Source organism: Curvibacter delicatus NBRC 14919 (genome assembly GCF_001592265.1).
Lineage (GTDB): Bacteria > Pseudomonadota > Gammaproteobacteria > Burkholderiales > Burkholderiaceae_C > Hylemonella > Hylemonella delicata.
The window spans coordinates 76,045-102,029 of record NZ_BCWP01000002.1 but is presented as its reverse complement, the minus strand read 5'-3'; the positions used below and the strand labels follow the sequence as shown (position 1 = coordinate 102,029).

The 25,985-nt window shown below is 61.6% G+C and carries 28 protein-coding genes and 2 tRNA genes; 18 read left to right on the top strand and 12 right to left on the bottom strand.

What is annotated here, in order from left to right; all coding sequences use genetic code 11:
• Positions 1-91: 91 nt before the first annotated feature.
• From CDE01S_RS01720 to CDE01S_RS01695, 6 genes are all read right to left on the bottom strand, one after another.
• On the bottom strand, positions 92-730 hold the full coding sequence (locus CDE01S_RS01720) for a 50S ribosomal protein L25/general stress protein Ctc (RefSeq protein ID WP_066702760.1): 639 nt from the start codon (positions 728-730) through the stop codon (positions 92-94).
• Between the two features lie 93 nt (positions 731-823).
• Complete coding sequence (locus tag CDE01S_RS01715; RefSeq protein ID WP_066702758.1) at positions 824-1,801, bottom strand: ribose-phosphate pyrophosphokinase; 978 nt, start codon at positions 1,799-1,801, stop codon at positions 824-826.
• 35 nt (positions 1,802-1,836) lie between these two features.
• Positions 1,837-1,913 (bottom strand) — tRNA-Gln (locus CDE01S_RS01710).
• Between the two features lie 23 nt (positions 1,914-1,936).
• Positions 1,937-2,794: a 4-(cytidine 5'-diphospho)-2-C-methyl-D-erythritol kinase gene (gene ispE / locus CDE01S_RS01705; RefSeq protein ID WP_066702755.1), complete on the bottom strand. Its 858-nt coding sequence runs from the start codon at positions 2,792-2,794 to the stop codon at positions 1,937-1,939.
• A gap of 33 nt (positions 2,795-2,827) precedes the next feature.
• A complete protein-coding gene (locus tag CDE01S_RS01700; protein WP_084382631.1) occupies positions 2,828-3,328 on the bottom strand; it encodes an outer membrane lipoprotein LolB in 501 nt (166 codons plus the stop codon).
• Positions 3,325-5,058, bottom strand: a complete 1,734-nt coding sequence (locus tag CDE01S_RS01695; RefSeq protein ID WP_066702994.1) for a tetratricopeptide repeat protein — start codon at positions 5,056-5,058, stop codon at positions 3,325-3,327. The genes CDE01S_RS01700 and CDE01S_RS01695 overlap by 4 nt, the downstream gene beginning before the upstream one ends.
• Positions 5,059-5,095: 37 nt before the next feature.
• Here CDE01S_RS01695 and mutM point away from each other — a divergent pair, with 37 nt between their 5' ends.
• The 3 genes from mutM to mutY are packed head-to-tail and all read left to right on the top strand — an operon-like array spanning position 5,096 to position 8,956.
• The gene (gene mutM / locus CDE01S_RS01690) at positions 5,096-5,911 is read left to right on the top strand and encodes a bifunctional DNA-formamidopyrimidine glycosylase/DNA-(apurinic or apyrimidinic site) lyase (protein WP_066702752.1); all 816 of its coding nucleotides are present in this window, start codon (positions 5,096-5,098) and stop codon (positions 5,909-5,911) included.
• Positions 5,912-5,951: 40 nt separating this feature from the next.
• Positions 5,952-7,919: a dynamin family protein gene (locus tag CDE01S_RS01685; protein WP_066702750.1), complete on the top strand. Its 1,968-nt coding sequence runs from the start codon at positions 5,952-5,954 to the stop codon at positions 7,917-7,919.
• A gap of 5 nt (positions 7,920-7,924) precedes the next feature.
• Complete coding sequence (mutY, locus tag CDE01S_RS01680; protein WP_066702749.1) at positions 7,925-8,956, top strand: A/G-specific adenine glycosylase; 1,032 nt, start codon at positions 7,925-7,927, stop codon at positions 8,954-8,956.
• Positions 8,957-8,992: 36 nt separating this feature from the next.
• On the opposite strand, the gene rapZ is transcribed toward mutY, so the two are convergent.
• From rapZ to soxR, 4 genes are all read right to left on the bottom strand, one after another.
• On the bottom strand, positions 8,993-9,868 hold the full coding sequence (gene rapZ, locus CDE01S_RS01675; RefSeq protein WP_066702747.1) for an RNase adapter RapZ: 876 nt from the start codon (positions 9,866-9,868) through the stop codon (positions 8,993-8,995).
• 18 nt (positions 9,869-9,886) lie between these two features.
• Positions 9,887-11,536, bottom strand: a complete 1,650-nt coding sequence (gene recN, locus CDE01S_RS01670) for a DNA repair protein RecN (RefSeq protein ID WP_066702745.1) — start codon at positions 11,534-11,536, stop codon at positions 9,887-9,889.
• A gap of 2 nt (positions 11,537-11,538) precedes the next feature.
• A complete protein-coding gene (locus CDE01S_RS01665) occupies positions 11,539-12,435 on the bottom strand; it encodes an NAD kinase (RefSeq protein WP_066702737.1) in 897 nt (298 codons plus the stop codon).
• A 125-nt stretch (positions 12,436-12,560) separates the two neighbouring features.
• Positions 12,561-13,037 carry a redox-sensitive transcriptional activator SoxR gene (gene soxR / locus CDE01S_RS01660; protein ID WP_066702735.1) on the bottom strand — a complete coding sequence of 159 codons (477 nt, stop codon included), beginning with the start codon at positions 13,035-13,037 and terminating at the stop codon, positions 12,561-12,563.
• 87 nt (positions 13,038-13,124) lie between these two features.
• Here soxR and CDE01S_RS01655 point away from each other — a divergent pair, with 87 nt between their 5' ends.
• The 14 genes from CDE01S_RS01655 (at position 13,125) to CDE01S_RS01595 (ending at position 23,780) form a co-directional block, all read left to right on the top strand.
• Positions 13,125-13,463 carry an antibiotic biosynthesis monooxygenase gene (locus CDE01S_RS01655; protein WP_066702733.1) on the top strand — a complete coding sequence of 113 codons (339 nt, stop codon included), beginning with the start codon at positions 13,125-13,127 and terminating at the stop codon, positions 13,461-13,463.
• Between the two features lie 54 nt (positions 13,464-13,517).
• Positions 13,518-14,522, top strand: coding sequence for a heat-inducible transcriptional repressor HrcA (gene hrcA / locus CDE01S_RS01650; protein ID WP_066702730.1), 1,005 nt, complete (start codon positions 13,518-13,520; stop codon positions 14,520-14,522).
• Positions 14,523-14,546: 24 nt separating this feature from the next.
• Positions 14,547-14,623 (top strand) — tRNA-Ile (locus tag CDE01S_RS01645).
• 103 nt (positions 14,624-14,726) lie between these two features.
• Entirely contained in the window at positions 14,727-15,422 is a 696-nt protein-coding gene (locus tag CDE01S_RS01640) for a hypothetical protein (protein ID WP_066702727.1), read from the top strand.
• A 97-nt stretch (positions 15,423-15,519) separates the two neighbouring features.
• Positions 15,520-17,694, top strand: a complete 2,175-nt coding sequence (locus CDE01S_RS01635; RefSeq protein WP_066702724.1) for a DEAD/DEAH box helicase family protein — start codon at positions 15,520-15,522, stop codon at positions 17,692-17,694.
• A gap of 54 nt (positions 17,695-17,748) precedes the next feature.
• On the top strand, positions 17,749-18,180 hold the full coding sequence (locus tag CDE01S_RS01630; RefSeq protein WP_066702722.1) for a hypothetical protein: 432 nt from the start codon (positions 17,749-17,751) through the stop codon (positions 18,178-18,180).
• Positions 18,181-18,331: 151 nt separating this feature from the next.
• Entirely contained in the window at positions 18,332-18,787 is a 456-nt protein-coding gene (locus tag CDE01S_RS01625; protein WP_066702721.1) for a toll/interleukin-1 receptor domain-containing protein, read from the top strand.
• Positions 18,788-19,342 carry a TIR domain-containing protein gene (locus CDE01S_RS01620; RefSeq protein ID WP_066702718.1) on the top strand — a complete coding sequence of 185 codons (555 nt, stop codon included), beginning with the start codon at positions 18,788-18,790 and terminating at the stop codon, positions 19,340-19,342.
• 9 nt (positions 19,343-19,351) lie between these two features.
• On the top strand, positions 19,352-19,882 hold the full coding sequence (locus CDE01S_RS01615) for a hypothetical protein (protein WP_066702714.1): 531 nt from the start codon (positions 19,352-19,354) through the stop codon (positions 19,880-19,882).
• A 421-nt stretch (positions 19,883-20,303) separates the two neighbouring features.
• Positions 20,304-20,684, top strand: coding sequence for a DNA cytosine methyltransferase (locus CDE01S_RS01610; protein ID WP_084382628.1), 381 nt, complete (start codon positions 20,304-20,306; stop codon positions 20,682-20,684).
• 113 nt (positions 20,685-20,797) lie between these two features.
• On the top strand, positions 20,798-22,390 hold the full coding sequence (locus CDE01S_RS01605; protein ID WP_066702707.1) for an N-6 DNA methylase: 1,593 nt from the start codon (positions 20,798-20,800) through the stop codon (positions 22,388-22,390).
• Between the two features lie 8 nt (positions 22,391-22,398).
• A complete protein-coding gene (locus CDE01S_RS01600; protein ID WP_157077011.1) occupies positions 22,399-23,055 on the top strand; it encodes a hypothetical protein in 657 nt (218 codons plus the stop codon).
• Positions 23,056-23,187: 132 nt separating this feature from the next.
• Positions 23,188-23,358 (top strand): hypothetical protein, encoded by a 171-nt coding sequence (locus tag CDE01S_RS18400; protein WP_157077010.1) that lies wholly within the window; start codon positions 23,188-23,190, stop codon positions 23,356-23,358.
• Positions 23,358-23,780 (top strand): hypothetical protein, encoded by a 423-nt coding sequence (locus tag CDE01S_RS01595; protein WP_066702704.1) that lies wholly within the window; start codon positions 23,358-23,360, stop codon positions 23,778-23,780. Before CDE01S_RS18400 ends, CDE01S_RS01595 begins: the two co-directional genes overlap by 1 nt.
• Positions 23,781-23,831: 51 nt before the next feature.
• Here CDE01S_RS01595 and CDE01S_RS01590 read toward each other — a convergent pair whose 3' ends face one another.
• Both CDE01S_RS01590 and CDE01S_RS01585 read right to left on the bottom strand, forming a co-directional pair.
• On the bottom strand, positions 23,832-24,617 hold the full coding sequence (locus CDE01S_RS01590; RefSeq protein ID WP_369406352.1) for a phage/plasmid replication domain-containing protein: 786 nt from the start codon (positions 24,615-24,617) through the stop codon (positions 23,832-23,834).
• Positions 24,618-24,741: 124 nt separating this feature from the next.
• A complete protein-coding gene (locus CDE01S_RS01585) occupies positions 24,742-24,978 on the bottom strand; it encodes a helix-turn-helix domain-containing protein (protein WP_066702702.1) in 237 nt (78 codons plus the stop codon).
• Between the two features lie 275 nt (positions 24,979-25,253).
• Between CDE01S_RS01585 and CDE01S_RS01580 the strand changes: the two genes are divergently transcribed.
• Positions 25,254-25,928 (top strand): alpha/beta hydrolase, encoded by a 675-nt coding sequence (locus CDE01S_RS01580; RefSeq protein WP_245636079.1) that lies wholly within the window; start codon positions 25,254-25,256, stop codon positions 25,926-25,928.
• The last annotated feature ends 57 nt before the right edge of the window (positions 25,929-25,985 follow it).

The window sequence follows — 25,985 nt, the reverse complement described above, 5'->3', positions numbered from 1 at the left end:
GATTATCAATGCATCGCCCCGGCTGCCTGGGTTACCAAAAGAAACGGCCCACCGAAGTGGGCCGTTGCAGTTCAGGCAGCGGGGCCTGGACTTACTTCTTCTTGGCCGGAGCCTTCTCAGCAGCCGGAGCTGCTTCAGCGGCAGCGGCAGCAGGTGCAGCTTCGGCTTCTTCAGCCGGAGCCACCACCGACACCAGCACCGGGTTGGCCTTGCCGTGGGTCACGGCGGTCACGCCCTTGGGCAGCTTGATGTCAGCCAGGTGCAGGGACTCGCCCTTCTTCAGGCCGCTCAGGTCCACATTGATGAACTCAGGCAGGTCCTTGGGCAGGCAGGACACTTCGAGTTCGGTGATGACGTGGTTCACCAAGCACAGGTCCAGCTTGACGGCGGGAGAGTTCTCTTCACCGCTGTAGTGGAGCGGCACCTTCATGTGCAGCTTGGTGTTGGCGTCCACGCGCTGGAAATCGATGTGTAGCACGAGTTGCTTGAACGGGTGCATCTGCACGTCGCGCAGCAGAACCTTGCTTTCCTTGCCATTCAGTTCCATGTCGAGGATGGACGAGTGGAAGGCTTCCTTTTTCAGGGCGTGCCACAGTGCGTTGTGATCGAGTTCGATCAGAAGCGGCTCACCGGTGCCACCGTAGACGATGGCCGGCGTACGACCCGAATTGCGGAGACGGCGGCTCGCACCCGTGCCCTGCTTGGCGCGCTCAAAAGCGACGAATTTCATAGTTCACTCCATTAAGAGTCCACCGCGACCAGTGTGACTCCGGTTTAACAAGGACCCGGCACGACGCAGTGGTGTGCGGGTCCACTTTTTGTCTCAGAACAGGTCTTCCTGCTCCGAGAACAAACTCATGACCGACTCGCCCTTGGCGATGCGGTGGATGGTTTCCGCGATCAGCGGTGCCACGCTGAGCTGGCGAATCTTCGTGCAGCCGGCCGCGGACGGGCTCAGCGGGATGGTGTTGGTCACCACGACTTCGTCCAGGGCCGTGCCCTTGGCGATGCGCTCGATGGCCGGGCCGGAGAAGATCGGGTGCGTGCAATACGCGTAGACCTTCTTGGCGCCACGTTCCTTCAGCACTTCGGCGGCTTTGACCAGCGTGCCGGCGGTGTCGATCATGTCGTCCATGATCACGCAGTTGCGGCCTTCGATTTCGCCGATCACGTGCATCACTTCGCTCACATTGGCCTTGGGGCGGCGCTTGTCGATGATGGCCAGGTCGCAGCCGAGCTGCTTGGCCAGGGCGCGCGCGCGCACCACACCACCGACGTCGGGCGAGACCACGATCAGGTCTTCGTATTTCTTCTGGCGCAGGTCGCTCAGCAGCACCGGCGAGGCGTAGATGTTGTCGACCGGGATGTCGAAGAAACCCTGGATCTGGTCAGCGTGCAGGTCCATGGTCAGCACGCGGGCCACGCCCACGGCCTGCAGCATGTTGGCCACGACCTTGGCCGTGATTGGCACGCGGGTGGAACGCGGCCGGCGGTCCTGGCGGGCATAACCGAAATAGGGGATGACGGCGCTGATGCGTTCGGCCGAGGCGCGCTTGAGCGCATCGACCATGATCAGCAGTTCCATCAGCGTGTCGTTGGTCGGCGCGCAGGTCGACTGGATCACGAAGACGTCGCGGGCACGGACGTTCTGGTTGAGTTCGACCGTGACCTCGCCGTCAGAGAAACGGCCCACGGTGGCAGCACCCAGCGAAATGCCGAGGTACTTGGCAATGTCAGCGGCCAGGCCAGGATTGGCATTGCCGGTGAAAAGCATGAAATCAGGGGAAGGAGCGACCTGCATGAACGACGTCCCAGCGATTAATACCCAGAAAAATTTGGCAGGGGAGGAAGGACTCGAACCCTCGCATGCCGGAATCAAAATCCGGTGCCTTGACCAACTTGGCGACTCCCCTACACTGGTTGACAGCTGAAACAGCTATCGACCGACAACTCTATCGCTGGTCGCCCAACCTGCAAGAGGATGAGCATCCAGGTTGCTGCACAACCTGACCTCCATCGCGTCCGGCGCCTTCGGAACACGCAAAGAGGGCGGTGCCCATGCAAAAACGGCGCTTCCTGAACCTGTCATCCTTCCCTGCAATCCCAATGTGGCCAGCCAGTCGATGGCTTGGGTCACACCAGGGCAAAGTTTCTGGGCAACAGGCTGCAAGTCGTTGTGGCCGAAGCTGTACGGGTCTGCAGCAAAGCCTGAGATTATAGCAGCAATACTGTCGCGCTTCAAGGTTGGGTCAGAAAAAATTGCAGCGGTTTCGAGTCCGGCGTCGGGTTTGACCACCAGCAGCTGGCCGTGCGGCACGTCCAGCGGCGTGATCTGCTCGCCGATGCCTTCGACCCAGGCGTTGCGGCCATGCAGGAAGAAGGGCACATCGGCGCCCAGTGTCAGGCCAATGGCTGCGAGCCGTTCCAGGCTGAAATCCAGTTGCCACAGCCGGTTGAGCGCCAGCAGGGTGGAGGCCGCATCGGACGAGCCGCCACCCATGCCGGCCTGGGCCGGCAGGCGTTTCTCGACGCCGATGTGCGCGCCTTGTGTCGTGCCGCTGGCGGTTTGCAGCGCGCGCGCAGCGCGCAGGACCAGGTCATCTGCCGGCAGCGGCTTGAGCAGGTCCTCGCGGCTGAGGGTGCCATCGGTGCGGCGCTCGAAGTGCAGGGTGTCGGCCCAGTCGATCAGCATGAAGGCCGACTGCAGCAGGTGGTAGCCGTCAGCGCGCCGGCCCGTGATGTGCAGGAACAGGTTGAGCTTGGCCGGTGCCGGAATGTCGTAGAGCGCCTTCATGGCCTGATTATCGGTGGCGTCCTCGCCGGCGCGTCAGCGTTCCAGGATGAGGCGCAATTCGGCGGCCGGCAAGGGCTGCGAGCGCCGGGCCGTCAGCCGGCCGCTCTCCAGCTGCGAGAGATCGGCGCTCCAGCCGGCCGCACCGGTCTGCACGCCTGTCAGCCACTGGAACAGGGCCGCAATCGGGATGGCGGTGCCGGTGGCCTGGGTGGCCAGGGCGTCGAGCGACTCGAACTGCCGCGTTTCGCCATTGTTCGACAGGGTGGCCGACTGGGGTGACCAGCGCAGGTCCGACAGGGTAGTGCCCAGCGGGCTGAAGAGGCGCAATGTGCCCTGGTCGGCATCGCCGCTGAGTTCGAAGCCGGCGGAGAAGGATTGCGGCGGCTCGCTGTCAACGCGCAGGCCCAGGCGACCGCGCCAGAATTGCGATTCAATGCCGCTGGGGCTTTCTACCCTCGGTGGTTGTGCGCAACCAGCTATCAAAAAGATAGCAATCAGGAGCAGGCCGGCTGCCGTTCGGCTCAGCAGCTTCACGGGTTCACACGCAGGCGCTTGAACGTTTCCAGCAGGGTCTCGTTCTCGGGATTGAGTGCGCGGCCTTCCTTCCAGACGCTGAGGGCCTGTTCACGCTGCCCCAGACTCCACAGCACTTCGCCGAGGTGGGCAGCGATCTCGGCATCGGGCCGTTTCTTGTAGGCATCCTGCAGGATGCGCAGTGCTTCGGCCGTGTTGCCGCTGCGGAACTCGACCCAGCCCAGGCTGTCGGCAATGAAGGGGTCGCCCGGTGCGAACTCCAAGGCCTTGCGCACCAGCTGGCGTGCTTCGTCCAGGCGGATGTTGCGATCGGCGAAGAAATAACCCAGCGCGTTGTAGGCGTGGTGGTAGTCGGGCTTGATGACCATGATCTGGCGCAGCAGGCGCTCCATCTCGGTCGCGTTGCCCAGCTTTTCCGCCAGAGTGGCCTGGTCATAGAGCAGGTGCACGTCTTGCGGTTCACCGCGAATGGCCTCAGCCAGCAGGTCGTAGGCGGCCTGGTACTGCTTGTTGTCACGCAGCAGCTGGACTTCGGCGCTGAGTTTCAGCCGTGCATCGGCCGGGTTGCGCTCGGGCAGGCTGCGAATCAGCTGGCGCCCTTCTTCCAGTTTGCCCTGCCGTGCCAGGATGGCAGCGCGCCGGCTCTGGGTGCTGACCATGTCTTCCGCATTGCTGATCTTGGCAAGCCAGCTTTCGGCCTGGGCGTAATCCTTGCGCTGCTCGGCAATCTGCGCCAGCAGCAGGTAGGCCTGCGTCAGGCTGCGGTTGCGCTCTTCACGGGTGGCCGGTGGGTTGGTGGTGATCAGGTCGACATAACGCCGGATCGAGCTCTCCGCGGCGCTCAGGCGGTTGTCCTGCAATTCCAGCGTACCGCGCAGCAGCCAGGCGGGTGCTGCGTCCGGCTGATCGGTGGTGACGATGCGCAACTGCTCAAAGGCTTCGCTGTGGCGTTGGGCATTGAGCAGCACCCGGGCGTACTCCAGGCGCAGGTCGTTTTGCGGTTTGCCGGCCAGATAGGTGAGCACCAGGCTCTCGGCCTGCGGCTGGGACAGGCTGAGCAGGGCCAGGGCCAGCAAGGCGGGGCCTTCAGCCTGCACGTCCAGGGCCTGGCCGCGGCGGGCGGCGTCCAGCGTGCCGGGCAGGTCCGCTGCGGCCAGACGCAAGCGGCCCATGGCCGTCCAGGCGGCCGCACCGGTGGCGGGGCTGGTCAGGTGGTCGGCCAGTGCCTGCTCCAGCACCTGGGCCGCGAGTTTCTTGTCATTGGCACGCGCGAAGTAGTTGGGCAGCAGGTTGATGAGGACGCCGCGTTCGGGCGCATCGGCCAGCGCGATCTCGCGCTTGAGCGGCTCCACGGTGTCGCCCAGGCGGTTCAGGGCAATCAGGATCTGCAGCACATAGCGGTTGGCTTCCTTGGAGGCCGGCTGTGCCTGGCGCCAGGCGCGTGCGGCCTGCAGGGCCGATTCGCCGGAGCGTGCCTGCAGCGCAATGTCGACGCTGCGCTTGTACAGTTGCTCGTCACCTGTTTTGCGTGCCGCATCCAGCAGCAGGGCATAACCCGTTCCGGGGTCGCCGCCCTGGGTGGTGAGTTCACCGAGTAACAGTTGGTAAAAGAGTGCTCCGTCGAGCGCCGAATTGGCCGGTGGGGCGGCGACGGTGGGGGCGGTGTCCTGAGCCTGCGCGCCGAGCGCGCCTGCCAGCATCAGGACGGCAATGCTTTTGGATGGCGACATCGGACCATAATAATCCAAGCCAGCCCCCTTGTAGACCATGCCCGAACTACCGGAAGTTGAAGTCACCCGCCTGAGTTTTGCCGACCGGATCGCCGGTGCGCGCATCGGTGCGGCCGTGCTGGGAAAGCCGCTGCGTTGGCCCTTGGGCATCCCGGTGCAGCAGTTGACGGGGCGCACCGTGCGCGGCGTGCGCCGGCGCGGCAAGTACCTGCTGCTCGATCTGGATGAGGGGCTGCTGTTGCTCCATCTGGGCATGTCGGGCAGTTTGAGTTTTGGCCCGCAGCTGCCGCCCCGCGGCGTGCACGATCACTTCGAACTCGTGACCACGCGCGGCACCCTGCGCCTGCACGACCCGCGCCGTTTCGGCGCCGTGGTGTTCGTGCCGGACGAGGCCTCGCCGCAGGCGCGCAAGCTGCTCGGCGGCCTGGGCATGGAGCCGCTGTCGGATGACTTCGATGTGGTCGCTTTCCATGCCGGCCTCAAGGCACGCCGCGCGGCCATCAAGCAGGTGCTGCTGGCCGGCGACGTGGTGGTGGGGGTGGGCAATATCTACGCTTCCGAAGCGCTGTTCCTGGCCGGCATCCGCCCCACGCTGAGTGCCGCCCGTCTGAGCCGGCCGCGCGCGGCCAGGCTGCATGCCGCCATCCGCGATGTGCTGGCACGGGCGGTGGAAAAAGGTGGCAGCACCTTGCGTGATTTCTCCAATGCGCACGGTGAAAATGGTTACTTCCAGCTCGACGCCATGGTGTATGGTCGGGAAGGTCAGCCTTGCAGGGTGTGCGGCACCCCGATCAAGGCCATCCGGCAAGGCCAGCGGTCGACGTTCTACTGTCCGACCTGTCAGAAAAATTAACGGCCTGGATGCTATATTGAAAAGTTCATCGGGAGAGATTGTGGCAACCTCATTCAACGAGAAGTTCGATCAGCACGGCACATGGCGGCGCGAGTTCGCCCTGCGCCTGAAGCTGCTGGCCGAATGGATGAAGGACCATGACCTGCTTGACGCAGCCGTCGAGGAACGGTTGCGCAGGCTGGAAAACCAGGTGCGTTCCGACAAGGTCATGGTGGCCTTCGTCGCCGAGTTCTCGCGCGGCAAGTCGGAGCTGATCAACGCCATCTTCTTTGCCGGTTATGGCCGGCGCATCATGCCGGCCAGCGCCGGGCGCACCACCATGTGCCCGACCGAGATGGGCTACGACGCCGAAGTGCCGCCTTGCCTGCGCCTGCTGCCGATCGAGACCCGACTGCAGACGCAGTCGCTGATGGAATGGCGCATGGTGCCGGAGAAGTGGACGCGCATCGATCTGGACGTCAACGACCCGCAGCAGCTGGCCGTGGCGCTGGAGAAGGTGGCCGAGACCCTGCGCGTGACCCAGGACGAGGCCCGTGCGCTGGGCTTCTGGGATGGCCAGACGCCGGAAGACAACCCGCTGACCGATGCCGAAGGCATGGTGGAGGTGCCGCGCTGGCGTCATGCGCTGATCAACATCGCCCATCCCCTGCTCAAGCAGGGCCTGGTGATCCTGGACACCCCGGGGCTCAACGCCATCGGTGCCGAGCCGGAACTGACCGTCAGCCTGGTGCCGCAGGCCCATGCCGTGGTGTTCATCCTCGGCGCCGATACCGGCGTGACCAAGTCCGACCTCGCCATCTGGCGCGAGCACCTCATCACCGAGTCGGCCGACGTGGACACCCGGCTGGTGGTGCTCAACAAGATTGACTCATTGTGGGATGCCCTGAGCTCGCCCGCGCAGATCCAGATGCAGATCGAGCGCCAGTGCGAGACCACGGCCGAGATCCTCGGTATTTCGCGCGAACTGGTTTTCCCGGTCTCGGCACAGAAGGGGCTGGTGGCCAAGGTCACCGACGACCAGGCCCTGCTGCAGTCGAGCTGCCTGCCGGCGCTGGAAGATGCCCTGGGCCGGCGCATCATGGGGCAGCGGCAACGCATCCTGGGCGCCGCCGTGGCAACGGGCATTGCCGATCTGCAGACCGAGACCGGTCGCGTCTTGAACATTCGCCGCCGCGACCTGGCCGAGCAACTGCTTGAGCTCAAGGGCCTGCGCGGCAAGAACAGCACTGTCATCAAGCACATGCGCACCCGCATTTCACAGGAGCAGGCGGAATTCGACCGCAGCGGCGCCAAGATCCATGCCGTGCGCTCAGTCCACCTCAAGCTGCTGCGTGATGTGTTCGGCCTGCTCGGCTCCACCACCTTGCGCCAGGAGATGGCCCAGCTGACGCAGGCACTGCAGCACAAGGGGCTCAAGCTCGGCGTCAAGAAGGCCTACGGTGACACGTTTGACCGCCTGCGCGAGAACCTGCGGCGCGTGCAGTCGCTGACCGGTGAAATCCAGTCCATGCTGGCAGCGACATTCCGCCAGCTCAACGCCGAGCACGGCTTTTCCCTGCAGGCGCCGACCGAGCCGCAGATGCAGGACTACCTGAACGATCTCGACAAGGTCGAACACGGCCATCTGCAGTACCTCGGCATCGGCAATGCCTTCCGGCTGGCGCAACCCGAGTTTGCCGACCGGCTGGTGCGTGCGCTTTCCACCCGCTTGCGCAGCGTGCACCAGATGGCGCTGGGTGATGTCGAGTTGTGGAGCAAATCGGCGGCAGCCCAGCTGGACGCGCAACTGCGTGAGCGCCGCCGCAACTTCAGCCGCCGCATCGAGGCGATCGACCGCATCCAGCAGGCGGCCGGCGGGCTGGATGAGCGGATTGCAGAAATCCAGGCCCAGACCCATGCGATCGACCAGTTGGATGGCAAGCTGCAGGAGCTGACCAACTACCTCGTCCGGTCGCCTGAGACCGCGTCGACGGCGGCCCGCGCCGAGCCGGAACTGGCGCAGGCCTGAAACCGATGGCAATCGATCTGGCCACGCCAGTGGTGCGCTGGCAGCAAAGCCATGGCCGCAACGACCTGCCATGGCAGGCCACGCGTGATCCCTACCGCGTCTGGCTGTCCGAGATCATGCTGCAGCAGACGCAGGTGGTGACAGTGCTGGACTACTTCGCCCGCTTCCTGCAGCGCTTTCCCGATGTGCGTGCGCTGGCGGCGGCGCACCTGGACGAGGTGCTGGCCCTGTGGAGCGGTCTGGGCTACTACAGCCGCGCGCGCAACCTGCACGCCTGTGCCGTGCAGGTGGTGGCATTGCACGGCGGAGAGTTCCCGCGTAACGCTGAAACCTTGCAGACCCTGCCGGGCATCGGCCGCTCCACGGCAGCGGCGGTGGCCTCGATCTGCTTCGGTGAACGGGTGGCCATCCTGGACGGCAACGTCAAGCGGGTGCTGACACGCGTGCTGGGCTTCAACGCTGATCTGGCCGTGGCCGCGAACGAGCGTGCGCTGTGGGCGCAGGCGACCGAGCTGCTGCCTCAACGCGACTTGCAGCGTGCCATGCCACGCTACACCCAGGGTGTGATGGACTTGGGCGCAACTGTGTGCACGGCGCGCAAACCGGTGTGTGATGCCTGCCCGGTGGCCAAGCTGTGTGTGGCACGACGCGAAGGCCAACCGGAACGCTACCCGGTGAAAACGCGCAAGCTCAAGCGCAGCGCGCAGTCACTCTGGCTGTTGTGGGCGCAGACGCGCGACGGCGCCGTCTGGTTGCGCCAACGGCCCACGCCCGGCGTCTGGGCCGGCCTGTATTGTTTTGAGCTGTTCGACAGCCGTGAGGCGCTGGAGGCGACCGTACCGGCGAAATACCGGGCTGCATTGCAGGACGAGGCGGTGTTCACCCATGTGCTGACGCACAAGGACCTGCATCTGCACCCGGTGCGTGTGTTACTCCCGTCCCGCGCCTTGAACACGGCAGGCAGCTGGCATGCGGCGGATGCCTGGCCGCAACTGGGGCTGCCGGCGCCGGTGCGCAAGCTGCTCCAGCAAGGCTGAATGCCCATGGGGCGGCTGGCAGCCTGATGGGCAGCGTCAGCCGGCGTCGAGTTCGCGGTGCCGCTTGAGTGTGGTCCAGCGCGCACTGAAGCGTCGCGCCAGCTCTTCCACCAGATAGACTGAGCGATGCTGCCCGCCGGTGCAGCCGATGGCCACCGTGACATAGCTGCGGTGGTTGCGTGACATGGCATCGAGCCAGTGATCGAGAAACTGCGAGATGTGCTCGCACATCAGGTCGACATCGGGCTGCGCCTTCAGGAAGTCCACCACGGCTGCATCCTTGCCGGTCAGCGGCCTGAGTTCCGGCTCGTAATGCGGGTTGGGCAGCATGCGGATGTCGAACACGTAGTCGGCGTCGACCGGGATGCCACGTTTGAAGGCGAACGATTCAAACACCAGCGTGAGCTGGCTACCCGGTACCGAGATCACTTCCTTGATGTAACCCTGCAGCTGTGAAGGCCGGATCAGGCTGGTGTCGATCACATGGGCCTGTTCGCGCAAGTCGTTCAGCAGCTCGCGCTCCAGTTCGATGGCATCGACCAGGGCGCGCGTGAGATCGGGCGAGGTGGCTGCCGGCATGGTCTGCGACAGCGGGTGCTTGCGCCGCGTTTCCGAGTAGCGCCGCACCAGGGTGTCGGTGGCGGCGTCCAGGAACAAGGGCTTAATGATGATGCCTTGCTGGCGCAGCTTGGTGAGCAGTGCTGGTACCTGTGGCAGGGAGGTGGCACTGCGCACGTCCATGGCAATCGCCAGGCGGCTGGCCCGGTGCTCCTGCTCCAGCGTGACAAAAGGCAGCAGCAATTCAGGTGGCAGGTTGTCGACGCAGTAGTAGCCGGCATCTTCCAGCGAATTGAGCGCCACCGATTTGCCGGAACCGGACATGCCGGTGATGAGGACGATTTCCATGGGCATCGTGAAATGTCCTTCTTCTCAACCCTGCGACTGCAGCATTTCCTTGGCATGTGCCAGCGTCGTGCCCGACAGGCGCTCGCCGCCGAGCATGCGCGCGATCTCGGCCACCCGTTGCTCGCCCAGCACGGTCGCCACGGTGCTGAGCGTGGCCTGGCCTTGCCGTTGCTTGGCCACGACCAGGTGGTGGTCGGCACAGGCGGCAACTTGCGGCAGGTGGGTCACCGCCATCACCTGACGGTCACGGCCGAGTTGCTGCATGAGCCTGCCCACCGTCTCGGCCACTGCGCCGCCGACGCCGGAATCCACTTCGTCGAAGATCAGGGTCTGCGCGGTGCCGAGCTGGCTGGTGGTGACGGCAATGGCCAGGGCAATGCGCGAGAGCTCACCGCCCGACGCCACCTTGCCCACCGGGCGGGGTGTGCTGCCGGCGTGTCCCGCCACCAGAAAGGCCACGTCTTCCAGCCCGTTTTGCATCGGCTGGGCCGCTGGGGTGAGCGCCACTTCGAAGCGGCCGCCCTGCATGCCCAGGCCCTGCATGGCTTGTGTAATCGCTTTGGCCAGTTGCGGGGCGGTCTTGTTGCGGGCCTTGGAAATGGCCGTCGCTTCTTCCATGTAGGCACCGCGGGCTTTCTGCTCGGCCGCTTCCAGGCCCGCCAAGTCAGCGGCGGCATCGAGCCGGGCCAGCTCTTCTTTCCAGTCGGCCAGTGTGGTGACCAGCTCTTCGGGTGTTCGTTTGTAGCGCCGTGCCAGTGACACCCACTGCGTCAGCCGGGCATCCAGCTCGGCCAGACGTTCGGGGTCCAGATCGGTGCGGCGCAGGTAGCTGCGCAGCGAATGCACGCTGTCTTCCACCTGGGCCAGGCTGGAGGCCAGCACCCCGGTCAGTTCCTTGAAATCAGGCTCCAGATGTTCCTGCTGCTGCAGCGCTTGATGGGCGGCCGTCAGTGCGGATGCGGCGCTGCCTTCCTCGCCCTCCAGGGCATCGAGCGCGCTTTGGGCGGCATCCAGCAGCGCTTGGGCATGGGCCAGGCGGCTGTGGTCGGTGTTGAGTTCTTCCCATTCGCCGGCTTGGGGGGCCAGTTTCTCCACCTCGCCAATCTGCCAGCTCAGGCGCTCCCGTTCGCGTTGCAAAGAGTCCTGTGCACTGCGTGCCTCGCTCAGTGCGGTCTGCGCCTGGCGCCACTGTTGCCACAGCGCGGTGAGCCGGCTGGTCTCGATGCGGGCATAGGCGTCGAGCAGGCCACGCACGGCGTCCGGGCGCGTCAGGCTTTGCCAGGCGTGCTGGCCATGGATGTCGAGCAGCTGCTCGCCAATCTCGCGCAGTTGCGTGGCGGTGGCCGGGCTGCCATTGACCCAGGCGCGGCTCTTGCCTTGTGTGTCCACCGTGCGTCGCAGCAGCAGGCTGTCGCCGGGCTCGAAACCGGCCTCTTCCAGCCAGCTTTGCAGGGACGTGCTGCTGTCGAACTCAGCACTGACTTCGGTGCGGCTGGCGCCTTCGCGGATGACCCCCGTGTCAGCACGTGCGCCGGTGACCAGTTGCAGGGCGTCAATGAGGATGGACTTGCCGGCACCGGTCTCGCCGGTGAGCGCCGTGAAGCCTTGGGCCAGATCCAGCTCGAGTTCGCTGACGATGACGAAATCCCGCAGGACGATGCGCTTGAGGCTCACGGTCAGGCCACTCCCAGATTCCAGTGCAGCTTTTGCCGCAACGTGTCGAAATAGGTCCAGCCCCTGGGGTGCAGAAAGCGAACCTGGTGCTGCGAGCGTGTCACGATGATGCGGTCACCGTGCTGCAGCGAGGCAAGCGACTGCATGTCGAAGTTGACACTGGCGTCACGGCCGGCCACGATTTCGATGGCGATTTCCGAGGTGTTGGAAAACACGATGGGCCGGTTGGACAGGGTGTGCGGTGCGATTGGCGCCAGCACCCAGCCGGCAATTGACGGATGCAGGATGGGGCCGCCGGCCGACAGCGAATAGGCGGTGGAGCCGGTCGGGGTGGCGATGATCAGGCCGTCGGCGCGCTGGTTGGCGACGAAGTGGCCGTCGACCTCGACACGCAGCTCGACCATGCCGGAGATGCCGCCGCGGTGTACCACGACGTCATTCATGGCCAGGGTGTCAAAAATGCATTGACCGCCGCGCATCACGCGCGCCTGCATCAGGCTGCGCAGGTCTTCCTCGAATTCGCCGCGCAACATGGGCGTGAGTGTGGCCTCGACGCTGCCGAACGGGATGTCGGTGATAAAGCCCAGGCGGCCGTGGTTGATGCCGATCAGCGGGACTTTGTAGCATGCCAGCTGGCGGCCGATCCCCAGCATCGTGCCGTCGCCGCCGACCACCAGACCGAGGTCGCAATGCTGGCCGATGGCCTCCACGTCCATCACCGGGTAACCGTTCATGCCGGTGTTGTCGGCAGTCTGCGCTTCCAGGACGACCTGGCAACCCTGGGCCTGCAGGAAGCGCGCAATGTCCTCCAGTGCCGGGCGCGACGAGGCGCCCGTACCTGCTGTCGATGCGGACTGGTATTTACCGATCAAAGCGACTTGCTGGAATTTGGAACTCATGCGCAAATTACAACATTAAATTCGGTCGCTTGAGGGCACTCTGTTGTCAGGCGGAAATTGACCAGAAGCCGCGGTGGGGGCGGATTGGTCTCGGATGGCTCAGTGCGCGTTTTCTCGGACGGTGTTCACTCTTCCTGGCGCCCGATCCATAAGCGCTGAGGGCCTGGTCCTTTGGTTGCCAGCTTGTCGAGGGGGTTGCGCAGCCGGCATCGATCAATGGACAGGCAACCGCAGCCGATGCAGTCATCCAGCGTGTCGCGCAACTTCTTGAGTTGAGCCATGCGTTCGTCCAGATCGGCTCGCCAGGCGGTAGACAGGCGTTGCCAGTCCTCACGTCCGGGTGCCGCTGCTGTGGGCAGGGTCGCCAAGGCCGCCTCTATGTCAGACAGTGCAATGCCTACCCGCTGCGCCACGCGGATGAACGCGACCCGACGCAACACATCGCGCGCATAACGACGTTGGTTGCCTTGGGTTCGCGAACTGCTGATCAGGCCCTTGGTCTCATAGAAATGCAGGGTTGACACGGGTACACCGCTGCGACGCGCCACCTCGCCGACAGAGAGCGTTGGAAAAATTCCGGCTTGTTCCAGTGTGGTTTTCATCGGACACCTCTTGACCTTAAGTTTACTTGAGGTTTTAGAGTGTGGTTTCCGCGAGCATGTCGCACGCGAATCATGGGAGTTTTCCAGATGTCAATCAGACCTTCATCCAATCCTTCGGCGCCGGTGTTCCGGGTCGACAAATTTGTGGTGCCAGCGGATGCGCTGCCAGCGTTCATTGAGCAAGTGCGCCGGACACAACAAGCACTGGGTGTTTTGCCGGGATGCCGGCAGAACCTGGTCCTGACCCAGACCGGCGGTCCCGGTGAGTTCAATGTGGTGACCCTGGTGGAGTGGGCGAACACCCAGGCCATCGCTGCAGCGACGGCAGCCATGCAGCAGAAATACGCGGAAGAAGGTTTCGATCCGTCGGCATTCATGCGGGGCTTGGGCGTGCGGGCCGATCTGGGGCTGTACAACCATGCCTGACTTGAACTCTAGCGTTGAGCCTCGACTTTGGAGGAACATCATTAGAATGAAGCCATGCTGGATGATCGTGCCAAGTTGTTGTTGAAAGCGCTGGTGGAGCGCTACATCGCCGAAGGGCAGCCTGTCGGCTCCCGGACGCTGTCGCGCGCCTCCGGGCTGGAGTTGTCGCCGGCCACCATCCGCAACGTCATGGCTGATCTGGAGGACCTGGGGCTGATCGCCAGCCCTCATACTTCGGCCGGGCGCATCCCGACTGCGCGTGGTTACCGGCTGTTTGTCGACACCATGCTGACCGTGCAGCAGGGGCAGTTCGCAACGCACAGCCTCGCACCCGATCAGCCGCAGAAGGTGATCTCCAGCGCGGCCAACCTGCTGTCCAACCTGTCGCAGTTCGTCGGCGTGGTGATGGCGCCGCGGCGTGCCTCGGTGTTCCGGCATATCGAGTTCCTGCGCCTGTCGGAGCGGCGCATCCTGGTCATTCTTGTATCTCCCGACGGCGATGTGCAGAACCGCGTGATCTTCACCGAGACGGATTACTCCCAATCCCAGCTCGTCGAGGCTGCCAACTACCTGAATGCCCATTACCTGGGGCTCACCCTGGAGCAGGTGCGCGAGAAACTGCAAGGGGAGGTCGAGACGCTGCGTTCCGAGATTGCCTCGCTGATGCAGGCGGCGGTTCACGTCGGTACCGAGGCCATGTCCGAGGCGCAAGAGGATGTGGTGATTGCCGGTGAGCGCAATCTCTTGTCTGTCACCGATTTTTCCAGTGACATGAGCCAGCTGCGGCGCGCCTTCGACCTGTTCGAGCAGAAGGCCCAACTCATGCGCCTGCTCGACATCGCCGGCCAGGCCGAGGGTGTGCGCATCTTCATCGGCGGCGAAAGCCAGGTGGTGCCGTTCGAGGAGCTGTCGGTGGTCAGCGCGCCTTACGAGGTGGACGGCCAAGTGGTGGGCACACTGGGCGTGATCGGTCCGACCCGCATGCCGTACGACCGCATGATCCAGATCGTGGATATCACTTCCAAGCTGCTCGGTAATGCGCTGAGCCACAGCAAGTAGGCCCTTACAATCACGCCTTCGGTCGGGGCGTTAGCTCAGTTGGTTAGAGCAGGGGACTCATAATCCCTTGGTCGCAGGTTCAAGTCCTGCACGCCCTACCAAGTATTCATGCGGGTTTCCAGGGGGATTGGGGATTTTTCATGAGTGATGAATTCCTATCAAGGCTCCCCCAAGGCTCCGCCAGATTGAGGGAAATTGAGGGAAATGAGCACAAAGAAGGCCTCTGCCGCCCCCAGCGCTACGGCGAAAGACGATCTATCGCCCACGCCAGGCGCGAAGAAGTCCCGCTCTCGTAAGACCGAGCAGGCAGCTACTCTGCCGAGCCTGCCGGACGCGGCGCTAAATGACATCATTGCGCCTGAGGATCGATGGTTTTCGCCCAAGGTAATCGCGGCTATTCTCGGTGTTGACGAGAAGTGGTTGAGCAGCCTACGGGAGGGATTGAAGGGTGTGGAAGGGCCGCCCTACAAGAAGTTGGGCGAAGGTAGGTCAGCGCCTATCCGCTACAACTATGGCGAGTTCAAGAAGTGGCTCGACGAGTTCCCGCACTTGATCAACACCCACGGCAAAGTCGTCTCTCGATTTGTGAGCGCTGGGGCGTTCTTTTCCGGTACTGACTTGAATGGTTCTTGGCTGTTCGCCCAGAATGGTGACGAGCTGGAAGACATCGTCATTGCCATCAATAAGGGGCTTTTTGACGGTGAGAACGAGCCAGAGGTGTGTTGGTTGACCTTCTGGGAGTGGCTGCAAAGGGCAGCAAACTCCCAGAGCATGGGTAAGGTGATCAAGAAGGCTATCGGCACAGTCCGCGAAGATGCATTGGCTCGGTATGAGGCGGCCTGTTTCGAGCAAGAAGCGAAGCCCGGGAAGAAGGCCAAGCGGAAATTGATTGATGATTGACCGGTGGAAAATAGACAGCCGGCAATGAAAGGAACTCAGCCTGGCTGACAAGAACGAGAACGACCGTCAGCAGCCGGATAACTAGGGAGACAAGTGCATGGCGACAACCAACGAAGCATTCGCCCGCGTCAAGATCGATACGCTTCTGGCCGCGCAAGGCTGGAACACGCAAGACACCAACGCGGTCCGCTTCGAGGTGGTCATGCCCGATGGCAAGCGCGCGGACTACGTGCTGTGTGATCGCCATGGTCGCGCTCTCGCGGTGATCGAGGCCAAACGCTTCTCTGTGAATCCCGGCGATGCTGCCACCCAGGCCAAGAACTATGCCCAACAGATAGGCGTCCCCTACGTCTTCTTGTCCAATGGCGCCGAGGTGCAGTTCTGGGAGTGGGAGCGCGAGGCCTTCCCCCACGCGGTCAAGACCTTCTTCAAGCAGGACGACTTGGAGCGCCGCTTTGCCTCGCGCCAGGTCCGGCGTGACCCCTTAGACGTCGCGATTGATCGGCGCATCGTTGAGCGCGACTATCAGATCGCCTGTATCGACACCCTCTGCACCGAGATCGACGGGGGCCGACGCAAGCTGCTGGTGGAGATGGCCACCGGGACCGGCAAGACCCGTACCGCCGCTGCTTTCATCAAGCGCCTGTTCGAGGCCAACGTCTCCACGCGCGTGCTGTTTCTGGTGGACCGTATCCCACTGGCCAAGCAGACCGAGGACGCCTTTGCCGAGCACCTTCCCGACTACCCGGCCTACGTGCTGCGTGCTGGGCGCCGGTTTCAGGACGAGAAGCGCATCACCATCACCACGCTGCAAAGCATGGTGAACCTCTATGCCGAATATTCGAGCGGCTACTTCGACCTCATCATCAGTGATGAGTGCCACCGCAGCATCTACGGGCAGTGGAGCGGCGTGCTCAAACACTTCGACGGCATACAGGTCGGCCTCACTGCAACCCCTTGCGTTGCCAACGTGGAAGACGAGAACAGCGACGAGGAAGACCGGGCTTTCGTGCGCGACACGCTGCGCTTCTTTGAGGTGGATAAGCCCACCTTCTCCTACAAGCTCAAAGACGCCATCCGCGATGGCCACCTCGTTCCCTACCAAATCTACAAGGCACAGACCGTCAAGACTGCAGCGGAGGGCGGCTTCGAAGTGAAGAAGTCTGAGTTGGACTGGACATCGATGGATGCGCAGGCTCGCGCCGAGCTGGAGCAGGTGTTTGGCGACAAGGACAGCGTGATCATCGACCCGTCAGCCTTGGAGCGGCGCTTCACCATCCCCGAACGCAATCGGGCCATCGTGCGCGAATTCAAGGGCGTGCTCGACAAGGGCTATGTGGATGCCAAGGGCGTGCTACGCAAGCCCCTGCTGGGCAAGACCATCGTGTTTGCCGTCAACAAGCGCCATGCGGAAACACTGGCCAGGATGTTCGATGCCGAGTTCGCTCACCTGAAGCCTTCGCCTGATGTGCGCGTGGCCGACTATGTGGTTAGTGGCTTTGGCAGCGACGACACCGTGGATGGCATGGCCAAAATACGGCGCTTCAAGAAGGAGCCATTCCCGCAGATTCTGGTGTCGGTCAACATGCTCGACACCGGCTTTGACTGTCCCGAGGTGGTGAACCTCGTTTTCGCGCGTTTCACGCGATCCAGCATCCTCTATCAGCAGATGCGTGGCCGGGGCACGCGCAAGGCCAAGGGCAAGCCCGCCTTCACCATGTTCGACTTCGTGGGGGTGTGTGACTACCACGGCGACGATGACGATTACGCCGAGGGTGGCCCCGTCCTCGCGAAGATCGCTAAGAAGAAGTATCAGCCGCGCCGTCTGCTGTCGCTGGACGTGGACGACCACATCGACCCGACCACTCGCGAATGGATCACGGTGGACGAGAACGGCAACATGGTCTTCCCCGAGGCCTCCGAGCAGCACGCCGCCGAGCTGGGCGCCAAGTTCGAAGCCTGGCTGCTGGCCCGGCTCGATGCGGGCGAGGTCAACCCTGGAGAGGAGACCTGGCTGCGCATGATCGGCAGTCAGTTCCGCGCCAACCCCGAGCAATACAGTGCCCCCGATGCCGAGTTCATGGTTGAGCAGTTCGCGTTTCATCCTTTCCAGCAACTTGGCGGCATGGCCCAGGCCGTTCGGGTGTTTGGGGACCAGACGCGCCTGCAAGCTCTGTTGGACAGCCTGAACGAGCACATGTTCGCCGATAGCAGCGGCAGCGCCGGTACGGACGCAGCGGGCACCACCTCCCGCCCGGCGCCACTTCATTGAGAGCAGCCAGCCCACTGCGGCGGCTTGCATAGCAACAAGAACAAAGGAAATCCCATGCCATTGACCCCCGACATGCGTCGGTCCATCGACCAGATTCGCGATTACCTCTTCGGCGGTGGCTACCCCGATCCGGTGAACAACGCGGAGCAGTTGTCCTTTTTGTTCTTCTTCTACCTCGTCGAGACCATCGACGCGGAGAACAAGATGCGGGCGAAGGTGTTGAAGAAGCCATACACCAGCCTCTTTGAGGGGGAGTGGACTCTGCGCAACCCTCTCAATGCACCGAAGGCTGGCGTGACCGTGATCCCGCGTGATCAGTTTCGTTGGTCGGTCTGGGCTAAGGCTTTGTCGGGTGAGTCCTTGGTGCGCTTTGTGCGTGATGAGGTGTATCCGTTCTTCGGCGAGCTGGGACACCAAATATGCAGTGGGCGTTTCAGCCCGTGCACAGATGCCAAAGGTAAACCGCGAAACGCTGTTCGCCTATGAACATCCGTTGCCACCTCTGTCATTGCAGAAAGTGTTTGCGGAGCGTGTTCAGGCAATCGACTCAATCGCCAAGCAACAATACAGCGCCACCCGCGGAGCGGAACAAGTCTTCGAGTCACTGCTTGCGCGTAACTTTTCGACCGGAGGTTAGATGGCTGATGTGTTCATTTCACACGCAACAAGCGAGCTTGGCTTTGCCCAGTTTCTGAAAAGGCACTTGGAGACTGAAGGTCATAGCGTCTACGTAGCTGCCTTAGACATGAAGCCTGGGGAGAAATGGATGCCGGCGATCATGGAAAACCTGAAGTCATCCCAGTGGGTCTTATGTCTTGCGAGTCGCAGTGCATGTGCGTCGCCCTGGGTCATGCAAGAGATGGGGGCGGCGATTGGGTCGAATAAGAAGCTGGTCCCAATTGTTTGGGACCAGCGCCCAAGCGAACTCCCAGCATGGATGCGACAGTACCAAGCCGTCGAGCTTGGACATGATGAAGCTACGGCGAAAGCTGCAATTGCACGCATCGCTGAGCAGATTAAGGCAGACAAACAACGAGGTCTATTAATCCTGGCGCTCCTGGCAGCGGGGCTTCTGATATTCGGAGGGAAGTAGATGGCTACCTATCCACCCTACGGCATGAGAACCTCAGGAATCCTTGGGGCAGCCATGCAGCCGAGGATTCGACGCAAGATTTTTGTCAGCTATCACCACGGCGGCGATCAGTGGTATTACAACGAGTTCTCACGTCTCTTTCATGATGAATGGGAGACTGTTTACGACAACTCCTTGGAGCGACAGGTCGATAGCGATAACACCGACTATGTGATGCAGCGCATAAGGGACAACCATATCTCTGGCACCTCTTGCACCGTGGTTCTGATTGGGGGACAGACCCATCAGCGCAAGTATGTTGATTGGGAAATCAAGGCCACGCTGGACAAGGGGCATGGGTTGTTAGGCGTCATGTTGCCGAACCACCTTAGGACCAGGGAGGGGAACATTATTGTCCCTGACCGCTTTCATGCAAATGTGTTGTCCGGCTATGCCTCGTTTATTCACTGGTCTGATCTGAATTCCCAGTTGCTCGCCAGGGCTGTCGATGCCGCGACCAAGAAGCAACAGGGTTTGATCGATAACAGCCTTCCAATGAAGGCGCGAAATGGATAGGAGTCGATCATGGCGGTAATGAAGAAGGGCAACTTCGCCATCGATATCGGGTTCATGAAAATTGGCGCCGATTTCGAGGAAACTGATCGTCAGTGCGCCTGGGAGCTTTATACGGAGTTGGCAACTCGCGTAGCTTTGACAGGCAAACCGAAAGACCCTGAGTGCACTGACTTCACGGGTGAAATCTATGCGGAGAGCTTGGTCTCGCTCTACACGTTTTTTGGGGAAGCGCGGAAGATCATGCGTCAGTTCCCTGTCGGGACCATCGGCGGTATGAAGATCGAAAACCACCTTGGGGCGTTGATTCATCGCTCGATGCGAGACGTGCTTCGCCCTTTTCTTGAAACATGGCAGGCAGACTTCCGATATTGGTGGGAGGAGAAGTCCGACAAGGCGCTCCCACCCTTTGAACGGCAGGCTCAGTACCCGCGAGTTAAGGACATGCTCTCTCAGTGGAGTGATCTGAGAGCCATCATGCGCGCCATTCAAGATCAGCTCGTTACGACATACAAGCTGATCGACGTTTCAAAGTTGCAGTGAGGCTGCGTGAAAGCGGAGCGTATTAGGGTAAACCCTAGTGTTTTGTATATATAGGCAAAACCTACTGCCGATTGAAAATAATAGTTTTTATTGACTTCTGGGGCGCATTTCCGTAAGATGAGCCCTATGAACCAGCACGTAGGAAGCATTTCGCTAAGCCTCAGAAGTAGCTCGCACCGGTCGCTGCACCGGCTTGTGTGGGCACTGGTTCATTCGTGTTCGATTTCATCGACGGATCACAGCGTTGGCTCTTCGAGCCATCGTGGGGCAACCCCACACCTGAGGACGGGCTGTTTCCGAAAACTCTCAACCCGTGTTGGGGTTGCAGAAGCTGGACAAGGGTCCGTGCCCCCCAGCGTCCTCAAAAGCAACTTCGTGACAGGCGGCACCGCCGCCTGTTGCGTGCTTTTGAGACGCGACCATGCATACCCTTTCCACTACCAAATCCAACACATCTAATTCCCAAAATCTCGCCCAGCCTGGGAACCCCAGCCACACTGCTTGCAAGAACGCGGTGGGCTTTGCCGTTTCTGTAAAAAACACTGACTTTTCCCACGCTGACGGGGGTGCCCAAAACCCATCCGTCGGGATTTCGCTTGCACTGAGCAAGCACCAATTCATCAACGACAAGCTCCGTGGCCTCACGCCACGCGAAACCTGCCGCATGCACGGCTTGCCTGACTGGTTTGAGCACGACCCGGACACCCGGCGCGCGCTCAAACAGGCCGGCAACGCCCTCGCTTACCCGCTGTTCCGAGCACTCGGAACCCAACTCGCCGGCGTGCTGAAGCCACGCCCCTGACCGCTTTCCTGGTCCGTAACCCGAGTACGGACCAACCCGGGATGCGTTCAGGTGCCGCAGCCAGCACGGGGGAAATCCGCGCCTTGTTTTCCCAACTTTCATAGGAGATCACCATGGGAAATCGCAAAAACGCCAAGTCCGTCGCCATCAAGTTCGTTGATGACCATCTGCCCGCCGTCGTGAAGCTGATTCGCGACAAGAGCCCGCAATTGGTTCCGGCCACACGGGCATTGCTCAATCTGAGCCGTAAACCCATCGCAGTGGATGCTAAGGGCTTGACCTTCGGCGCGGGAACTGCCGCGCCGTATCGGATCGAGATGTCGAGCAAGACTGCTCAGTGGGTCATGACCGAGCTGGTGGGCAAGTTCGATGTGTGCAATCCAGCGGTCGTCCAGGCCTTCATCCGCAACCAGTGGTCGCATTATGTGCCCAAGAGCGACAAGGAGGCACGCGGGCAGTATTTCACGCCCGCGAATGCGGTCAACGCCATCACCAAACTGATCACTCCAGTCTTGCAGGGCATGCCCAACGCGGTGTTGCTTGACCCCGCTGCGGGTGCGGGTGCTTTGCTGGCACCGTTCGACGCACACCGTCGCATCGCAGCGGACATCGACCCCGTGGCAACGGCCTTGCTCAATGAGCTGGGCTTCGCGGAGGTCATCACGGGCAACAGCCTGGTCGGGGCCAATCGCGCTAAGTTCGGTCTGAACGCGCAAGATGACTTGGCAGTGATGCTCAATGCTCCGTTCAACGGCGGCAACAAGAAGAGCATTGCCTGCGACCCCGCTTTCAGGGCGACGGATGAATGCGTATCTTTCTTGAAGATGGTGGCGTCGCTCAACCCGAAAGCGATCCTCAGCATTCAGCCGCTCACGACGCTGATCAAGGAGCGCAACTTCAAGGAGCTGGGTAACTTCGCCAAGTCCTACTGCATCCAGTCGGGCTTCGTCATGTCCAGTGATGAATTCGCCCTGGGTGGTGAGGAGTTCCCGCTGGCTGTGATGGTTTACACACCAGGCAGCATGACATTCGCTGATGTCGAGCAGTTCGCATTTCCGATTTTCCGGAACGTCGGCGGCGTGCTGATGGACAGCGGCGAGCGTCTGCAACTCTCCAAGGTGGAGACCACCAAAGGCCTGATCCGCAACATGCCGCCCAAGCAGGGGGTGGAAAAGCAGTCCGAGCTGGGCATTTATCAGTTCAACTTCCGCCACATCAACTTCGTGAAGGCCAAGGGCAATCTGTCTGACAAGACGTCCCCGAGCATGATCCCGGTGCAGATGGCGGATTTCTGGCAATACGCCTACATCAACTGCTTCAAGCGGCACTTCCAGACCGACTTTGTGTTCGGCAATCTGGACCCTCTGTGCCGGAAGGCGGATTTCACGAGCATGGACTTCGTGGATGCCTGCATCTACGACACGATCATGGCGAACAGCCATCGTCTCACGCCGTTCGATCGTGCCAATGCCAATTCCGTGGTGCTCACCCACCGAATCCTCGCAGACGCCAAGGCCAAGGCTGTCTCCTTCAAGGGGGCGGGCGTGAACCCACATCAGGCCTTTGTGGACTTCTGGACCAAAGGCACCGGCAAGGACGCTCTGACGCCGTTCTTTCAGGACTACTTTGCCAAGTTGAAGGCGGCGACTCTGGCCCAGCCCACTGCCGCCACAGCTACTCCGGTTGTAGCAGCCGCTGCTATCTGAACAGTCCGATGGCCGAGTACGGCCTGTCTCGGCCTCAATTTAATGAAAGGAAGAATATGTTTGACTATTGCGGTGAACTTCAAGCGAGCCTCAGCGACTATCGCGACCTTCTTGAAAAGGTTATCAGGGAGATGTTTCCAAAAGCTCAGATGATCGTCCGGGTTCATCAAACCAAGGCGATGCGGGTGCCTAGGATATCGATTTCGATTATCGATGGGCCAAGCCCGACGGACCTCGTTAAGGCCATCCCAATGCTCTCCGAACTCAGATTGCGCACACGTTGGGCATATCGCGGGAAGATATTGCCAAGGCTTGGCTATTCGGTGAGAACGAAGGCCCGCTCACCTCAATACATTCGAGCACAAGAGATTTGGAAAATGCTCGAAGAGGAGTTCGGAAGTTCCCGCTTCATCGAGTATCGAAAAGGGAGCCGACGCTGGAATCCAGCACTGGTTCGACAAGTCGAAGAGCGCATGTCGGCGGCTGGCCGGCTGAATCATCCGGTCCAGCACTCGCCTACCTTGGCGCTACTGTGTCAGGGTCATGATGCCAACATCGAGCGGATTGCTGTTGGGCAGAGGCGAGACTATCTCGAACAAGCTGCACTCCAGGCGCCCACCAAAGGCCTTGGGCAGCAGCAAGCGCCACGGCGAAATCGGCTCTAACGGGCCGCACTTGACAACCGGGCCAGGCTTTGAGAGGTATAGAGGGACCGGCTTGTAGCGAGCAATGTCCTTCCCCGGTTAAAAGCCGGCTCAGAACGCTCGTGCCTGCCGGCCTCTCTTGGAGACCGCTCGATGCCTGCACCTCTCAAATCCAGCCGCGACCTACGTGAACGCTTCGACCTCTACCTCAGCCCGGTCGAGTTCGAGCAGGTCCGAGCCAACGCTGCCGCTGCCCGCCTGCCGATGTCCACCTTCGTGCGGCGGCTGCGCTTGATCCGTTGCCGGCCCCTGGCCGCAAGTTGATGGGCAAGGCAGTTCTTCGGGATGAAGACTTCGCGGGCGACTTCTCCCCTCGGGCGGCAGCGAAAGTCGGCCGGGTCTTGCTCAAGCATGTTGAACTGCACCCGTTTTGGCTCAGAACCTGGGACGCCCTCGCTGAAACACGTTTGGCTCAAGGCACATTGAATCCTCGGCTGGACCGCGACCTTATCGTCAGGCAATTCCACGCTGACTACGGGCATCTTGACCATCCGACCGGCGGCGGGGTGGGGAGGGCGACTCAGCGGCGCCGCAAGAACACAGACTTGATCGACCTGATCGGAGCCGCCATTGGCTCTTCCGCCATGGTGCCGAATTGGCGGGCGCGCAGCGAGAAGTACATTGAGGAAAGCGACGACGCCTTCCGGCAGATCGTCGCCATGGCCTTCGCGATGAAGGCAGGTTGACCGGGCTTCAGGGCGGTGATGCGGCACGCGATAGACGCATCACGAGCCTGGTCAGCATTCAACGGCTTCCGCATCGTCATCGTCGCCCCACAGTTCGGGCGGCGGCTCCACCGCATTGGACAGCGTGAAGATGTCGCCCAACGGGATTTCCTCGCCGCTCACGGGCGGTGGCGTCGTGATGTCGAAGCCGATGGACTCGAAATAGGCCACCTGACGCTTGTAGGCCTTGGGCTCCAGCAGAACCTGCAAATCGTCGCCGTGTTCCCAGCAGCGGTAGGTTGTGCGGTACATGTGCTTCACGTCGCGGAGGTCCAGCGCGCTCAAACCCGCACGCACTGTCCCGCTGAGATGCAACCTGTCGAAGGCGCTGACCAGTTCGGCCTTCAGCTTGGCGAGGGTCCAATCGCGGGGCTTGGTCATCTCCAAGATTTTCATCTTTGGATAGCGGAGCACGATCTCGGACCGAATCACCGTTTTGGCGAACTCCATGATGGCGTCCCGATTCGGTAAGTTAGACGGCAGGCCTCGCGTGTCGTACAACTGCTTGGCCTTGTCATAGAACTTGTGCGAGGAACTCTGCGAGTGCTGGCTCCGGTAGACCGTTTCGCCGTAGCCATAGGTGGACGTGTCGATTCCCGCGTCAACCATCTTGTGTGCCAGTTCGACCAGCACGCGGCTGATCGGCGTATCTGGCGGCAGGGCCAGATTCACCCCAACGTCCAGACGCTTCAGTGTCATGCCTTCGTCTGCTTCAATTCGGCGCTTTTCCTGTTCGGAGAATTCGTAGCACCACTTGCAGTGCGTACCGACGAGTGATGAGAGCGGCGTTGCTTGCAAGGTTTACGCAGCATCAAAACTTGCGCAGACGCCTTTTGGCTATGTGTTGCTCCGTCGCCGTGGCTGACTTACCCGGTGGCTTGGTTGAGGAAGTCGCTGCGATGCTGTAGCAAATACGAGCCGGTCAGGCGACCGGCTCGGCAACCAACTCGCTCATGGTCACACCCAGCGCACGGGCAATCCGCTCAATGTTGCAGATCGAGATATTGCGTTCGGATCGTTCGACGGAACTGACGTAGTTGGGATGAAGGTCAGCAAGCTCCGCCACCTTCTCCTTAGTCAGTTTCCTTTCCAGTCGGATGCGCCTCATGTTGGCGGCGAACAGTTGCTGCGCACCACACCCGTGGACTTGATTGCGCATTCAATGAGTCTTCTCGAACCAAACTCAAAGTTCCACAGCCTTTGAGTTTGGTTTTGCGTAGACTCGCCGATTTACAAAACTCAAAGTGTGATTTCATGCCGCGCAAATGTCCAAATGATCAGAAAAGGAAGAAATGGTTTGGCCTAGTGCCGCTGGACCGAAAGGCGGGAATAGACATGCTCAGCCGAGTTCTCGTACCACTGTCCATCGCGTTTGCAGCCTGCACTGTCCAGGCGGAGGGCTCACTGTTCAAGGTGCCTACTCGCGATGGCGTCGTGACCACGCTGTTCTGGGAGGCCGCGCCCGACGCCAAAGCCACGGTCTTCCTGTTTCCAGGCGGCGGTGGGGGCTTTGGCAAATTCGAGGACGGCAAGGCCACTGGCGGCAACTTCCTGGTGCGCTCCGCGCCGTACTTTCTTGCCAACGGCTTCAATGTCGCGATCTTCGGGCGCCCCAACGACATGGAAGAGCTGGGATGGACAGAGCGAACCGAACCCAAACATATGACCGACGTAGCCAAGGTACTGGAATTTGTCAAACAAAGAAGTGGCTTACCTGTCTGGATCGTGGGCACCAGTCGCGGCACTGTCTCGGCGACCGCGATGGCGATAAATGTTCATGACCCGGCCATAGCAGGGCTGGTGCTGACCTCCAGTGTGGTGCGCTATGCCACGCCGGGAGCTGTTCCGCGCCAAGACCTCAAGGCCATCACCCTGCCGGTGCTGGTCTATCACCATGCCAAGGACGCCTGCAAGCACTGCCAAGCCAGCGAAGCCCCTTACATCATCAAGGGGCTGAGCACCGCACCAATCAAAAAGTTGATGGTGGTGGATGGCGGTGCGAACCCCAGCGGCGATGAATGCGCTGGCCAGCACTGGCACGGCTTCATTGGCATGGAGCAGGAGGCGATTTCCCAGATCGCAAGCTGGATCAGAAGCCCAGCGAACTGAGGCACGACTCCATCTGATTGGTTCGCTGGTCGGATCAAGACCTCTGTCCAAAGGCTC

Bases quoted from the DNA above. Each gene is read 5' to 3' on its own strand.
- CDE01S_RS01720 (WP_066702760.1), bottom strand. From the start codon at position 730: ATGAAATTCGTCGCTTTTGAGCGCGCCAAGCAGGGCACGGGTGCGAGC.
- CDE01S_RS01715 (WP_066702758.1), bottom strand. From the start codon at position 1,801: ATGCAGGTCGCTCCTTCCCCTGATTTCATGCTTTTCACCGGCAATGCC.
- ispE (WP_066702755.1), bottom strand. From the start codon at position 2,794: ATGAAGGCGCTCTACGACATTCCGGCACCGGCCAAGCTCAACCTGTTC.
- CDE01S_RS01695 (WP_066702994.1), bottom strand. From the start codon at position 5,058: ATGTCGCCATCCAAAAGCATTGCCGTCCTGATGCTGGCAGGCGCGCTC.
- mutM (WP_066702752.1), top strand. From the start codon at position 5,096: ATGCCCGAACTACCGGAAGTTGAAGTCACCCGCCTGAGTTTTGCCGAC.
- mutY (WP_066702749.1), top strand. From the start codon at position 7,925: ATGGCAATCGATCTGGCCACGCCAGTGGTGCGCTGGCAGCAAAGCCAT.
- rapZ (WP_066702747.1), bottom strand. From the start codon at position 9,868: ATGCCCATGGAAATCGTCCTCATCACCGGCATGTCCGGTTCCGGCAAA.
- CDE01S_RS01665 (WP_066702737.1), bottom strand. From the start codon at position 12,435: ATGAGTTCCAAATTCCAGCAAGTCGCTTTGATCGGTAAATACCAGTCC.
- soxR (WP_066702735.1), bottom strand. From the start codon at position 13,037: ATGAAAACCACACTGGAACAAGCCGGAATTTTTCCAACGCTCTCTGTC.
- CDE01S_RS01655 (WP_066702733.1), top strand. From the start codon at position 13,125: ATGTCAATCAGACCTTCATCCAATCCTTCGGCGCCGGTGTTCCGGGTC.
- hrcA (WP_066702730.1), top strand. From the start codon at position 13,518: ATGCTGGATGATCGTGCCAAGTTGTTGTTGAAAGCGCTGGTGGAGCGC.
- CDE01S_RS01640 (WP_066702727.1), top strand. From the start codon at position 14,727: ATGAGCACAAAGAAGGCCTCTGCCGCCCCCAGCGCTACGGCGAAAGAC.
- CDE01S_RS01635 (WP_066702724.1), top strand. From the start codon at position 15,520: ATGGCGACAACCAACGAAGCATTCGCCCGCGTCAAGATCGATACGCTT.
- CDE01S_RS01630 (WP_066702722.1), top strand. From the start codon at position 17,749: ATGCCATTGACCCCCGACATGCGTCGGTCCATCGACCAGATTCGCGAT.
- CDE01S_RS01625 (WP_066702721.1), top strand. From the start codon at position 18,332: ATGGCTGATGTGTTCATTTCACACGCAACAAGCGAGCTTGGCTTTGCC.
- CDE01S_RS01620 (WP_066702718.1), top strand. From the start codon at position 18,788: ATGGCTACCTATCCACCCTACGGCATGAGAACCTCAGGAATCCTTGGG.
- CDE01S_RS01615 (WP_066702714.1), top strand. From the start codon at position 19,352: ATGGCGGTAATGAAGAAGGGCAACTTCGCCATCGATATCGGGTTCATG.
- CDE01S_RS01610 (WP_084382628.1), top strand. From the start codon at position 20,304: ATGCATACCCTTTCCACTACCAAATCCAACACATCTAATTCCCAAAAT.
- CDE01S_RS01605 (WP_066702707.1), top strand. From the start codon at position 20,798: ATGGGAAATCGCAAAAACGCCAAGTCCGTCGCCATCAAGTTCGTTGAT.
- CDE01S_RS01600 (WP_157077011.1), top strand. From the start codon at position 22,399: ATGGCCGAGTACGGCCTGTCTCGGCCTCAATTTAATGAAAGGAAGAAT.
- CDE01S_RS18400 (WP_157077010.1), top strand. From the start codon at position 23,188: ATGCCTGCACCTCTCAAATCCAGCCGCGACCTACGTGAACGCTTCGAC.
- CDE01S_RS01595 (WP_066702704.1), top strand. From the start codon at position 23,358: ATGGGCAAGGCAGTTCTTCGGGATGAAGACTTCGCGGGCGACTTCTCC.
- CDE01S_RS01585 (WP_066702702.1), bottom strand. From the start codon at position 24,978: ATGCGCAATCAAGTCCACGGGTGTGGTGCGCAGCAACTGTTCGCCGCC.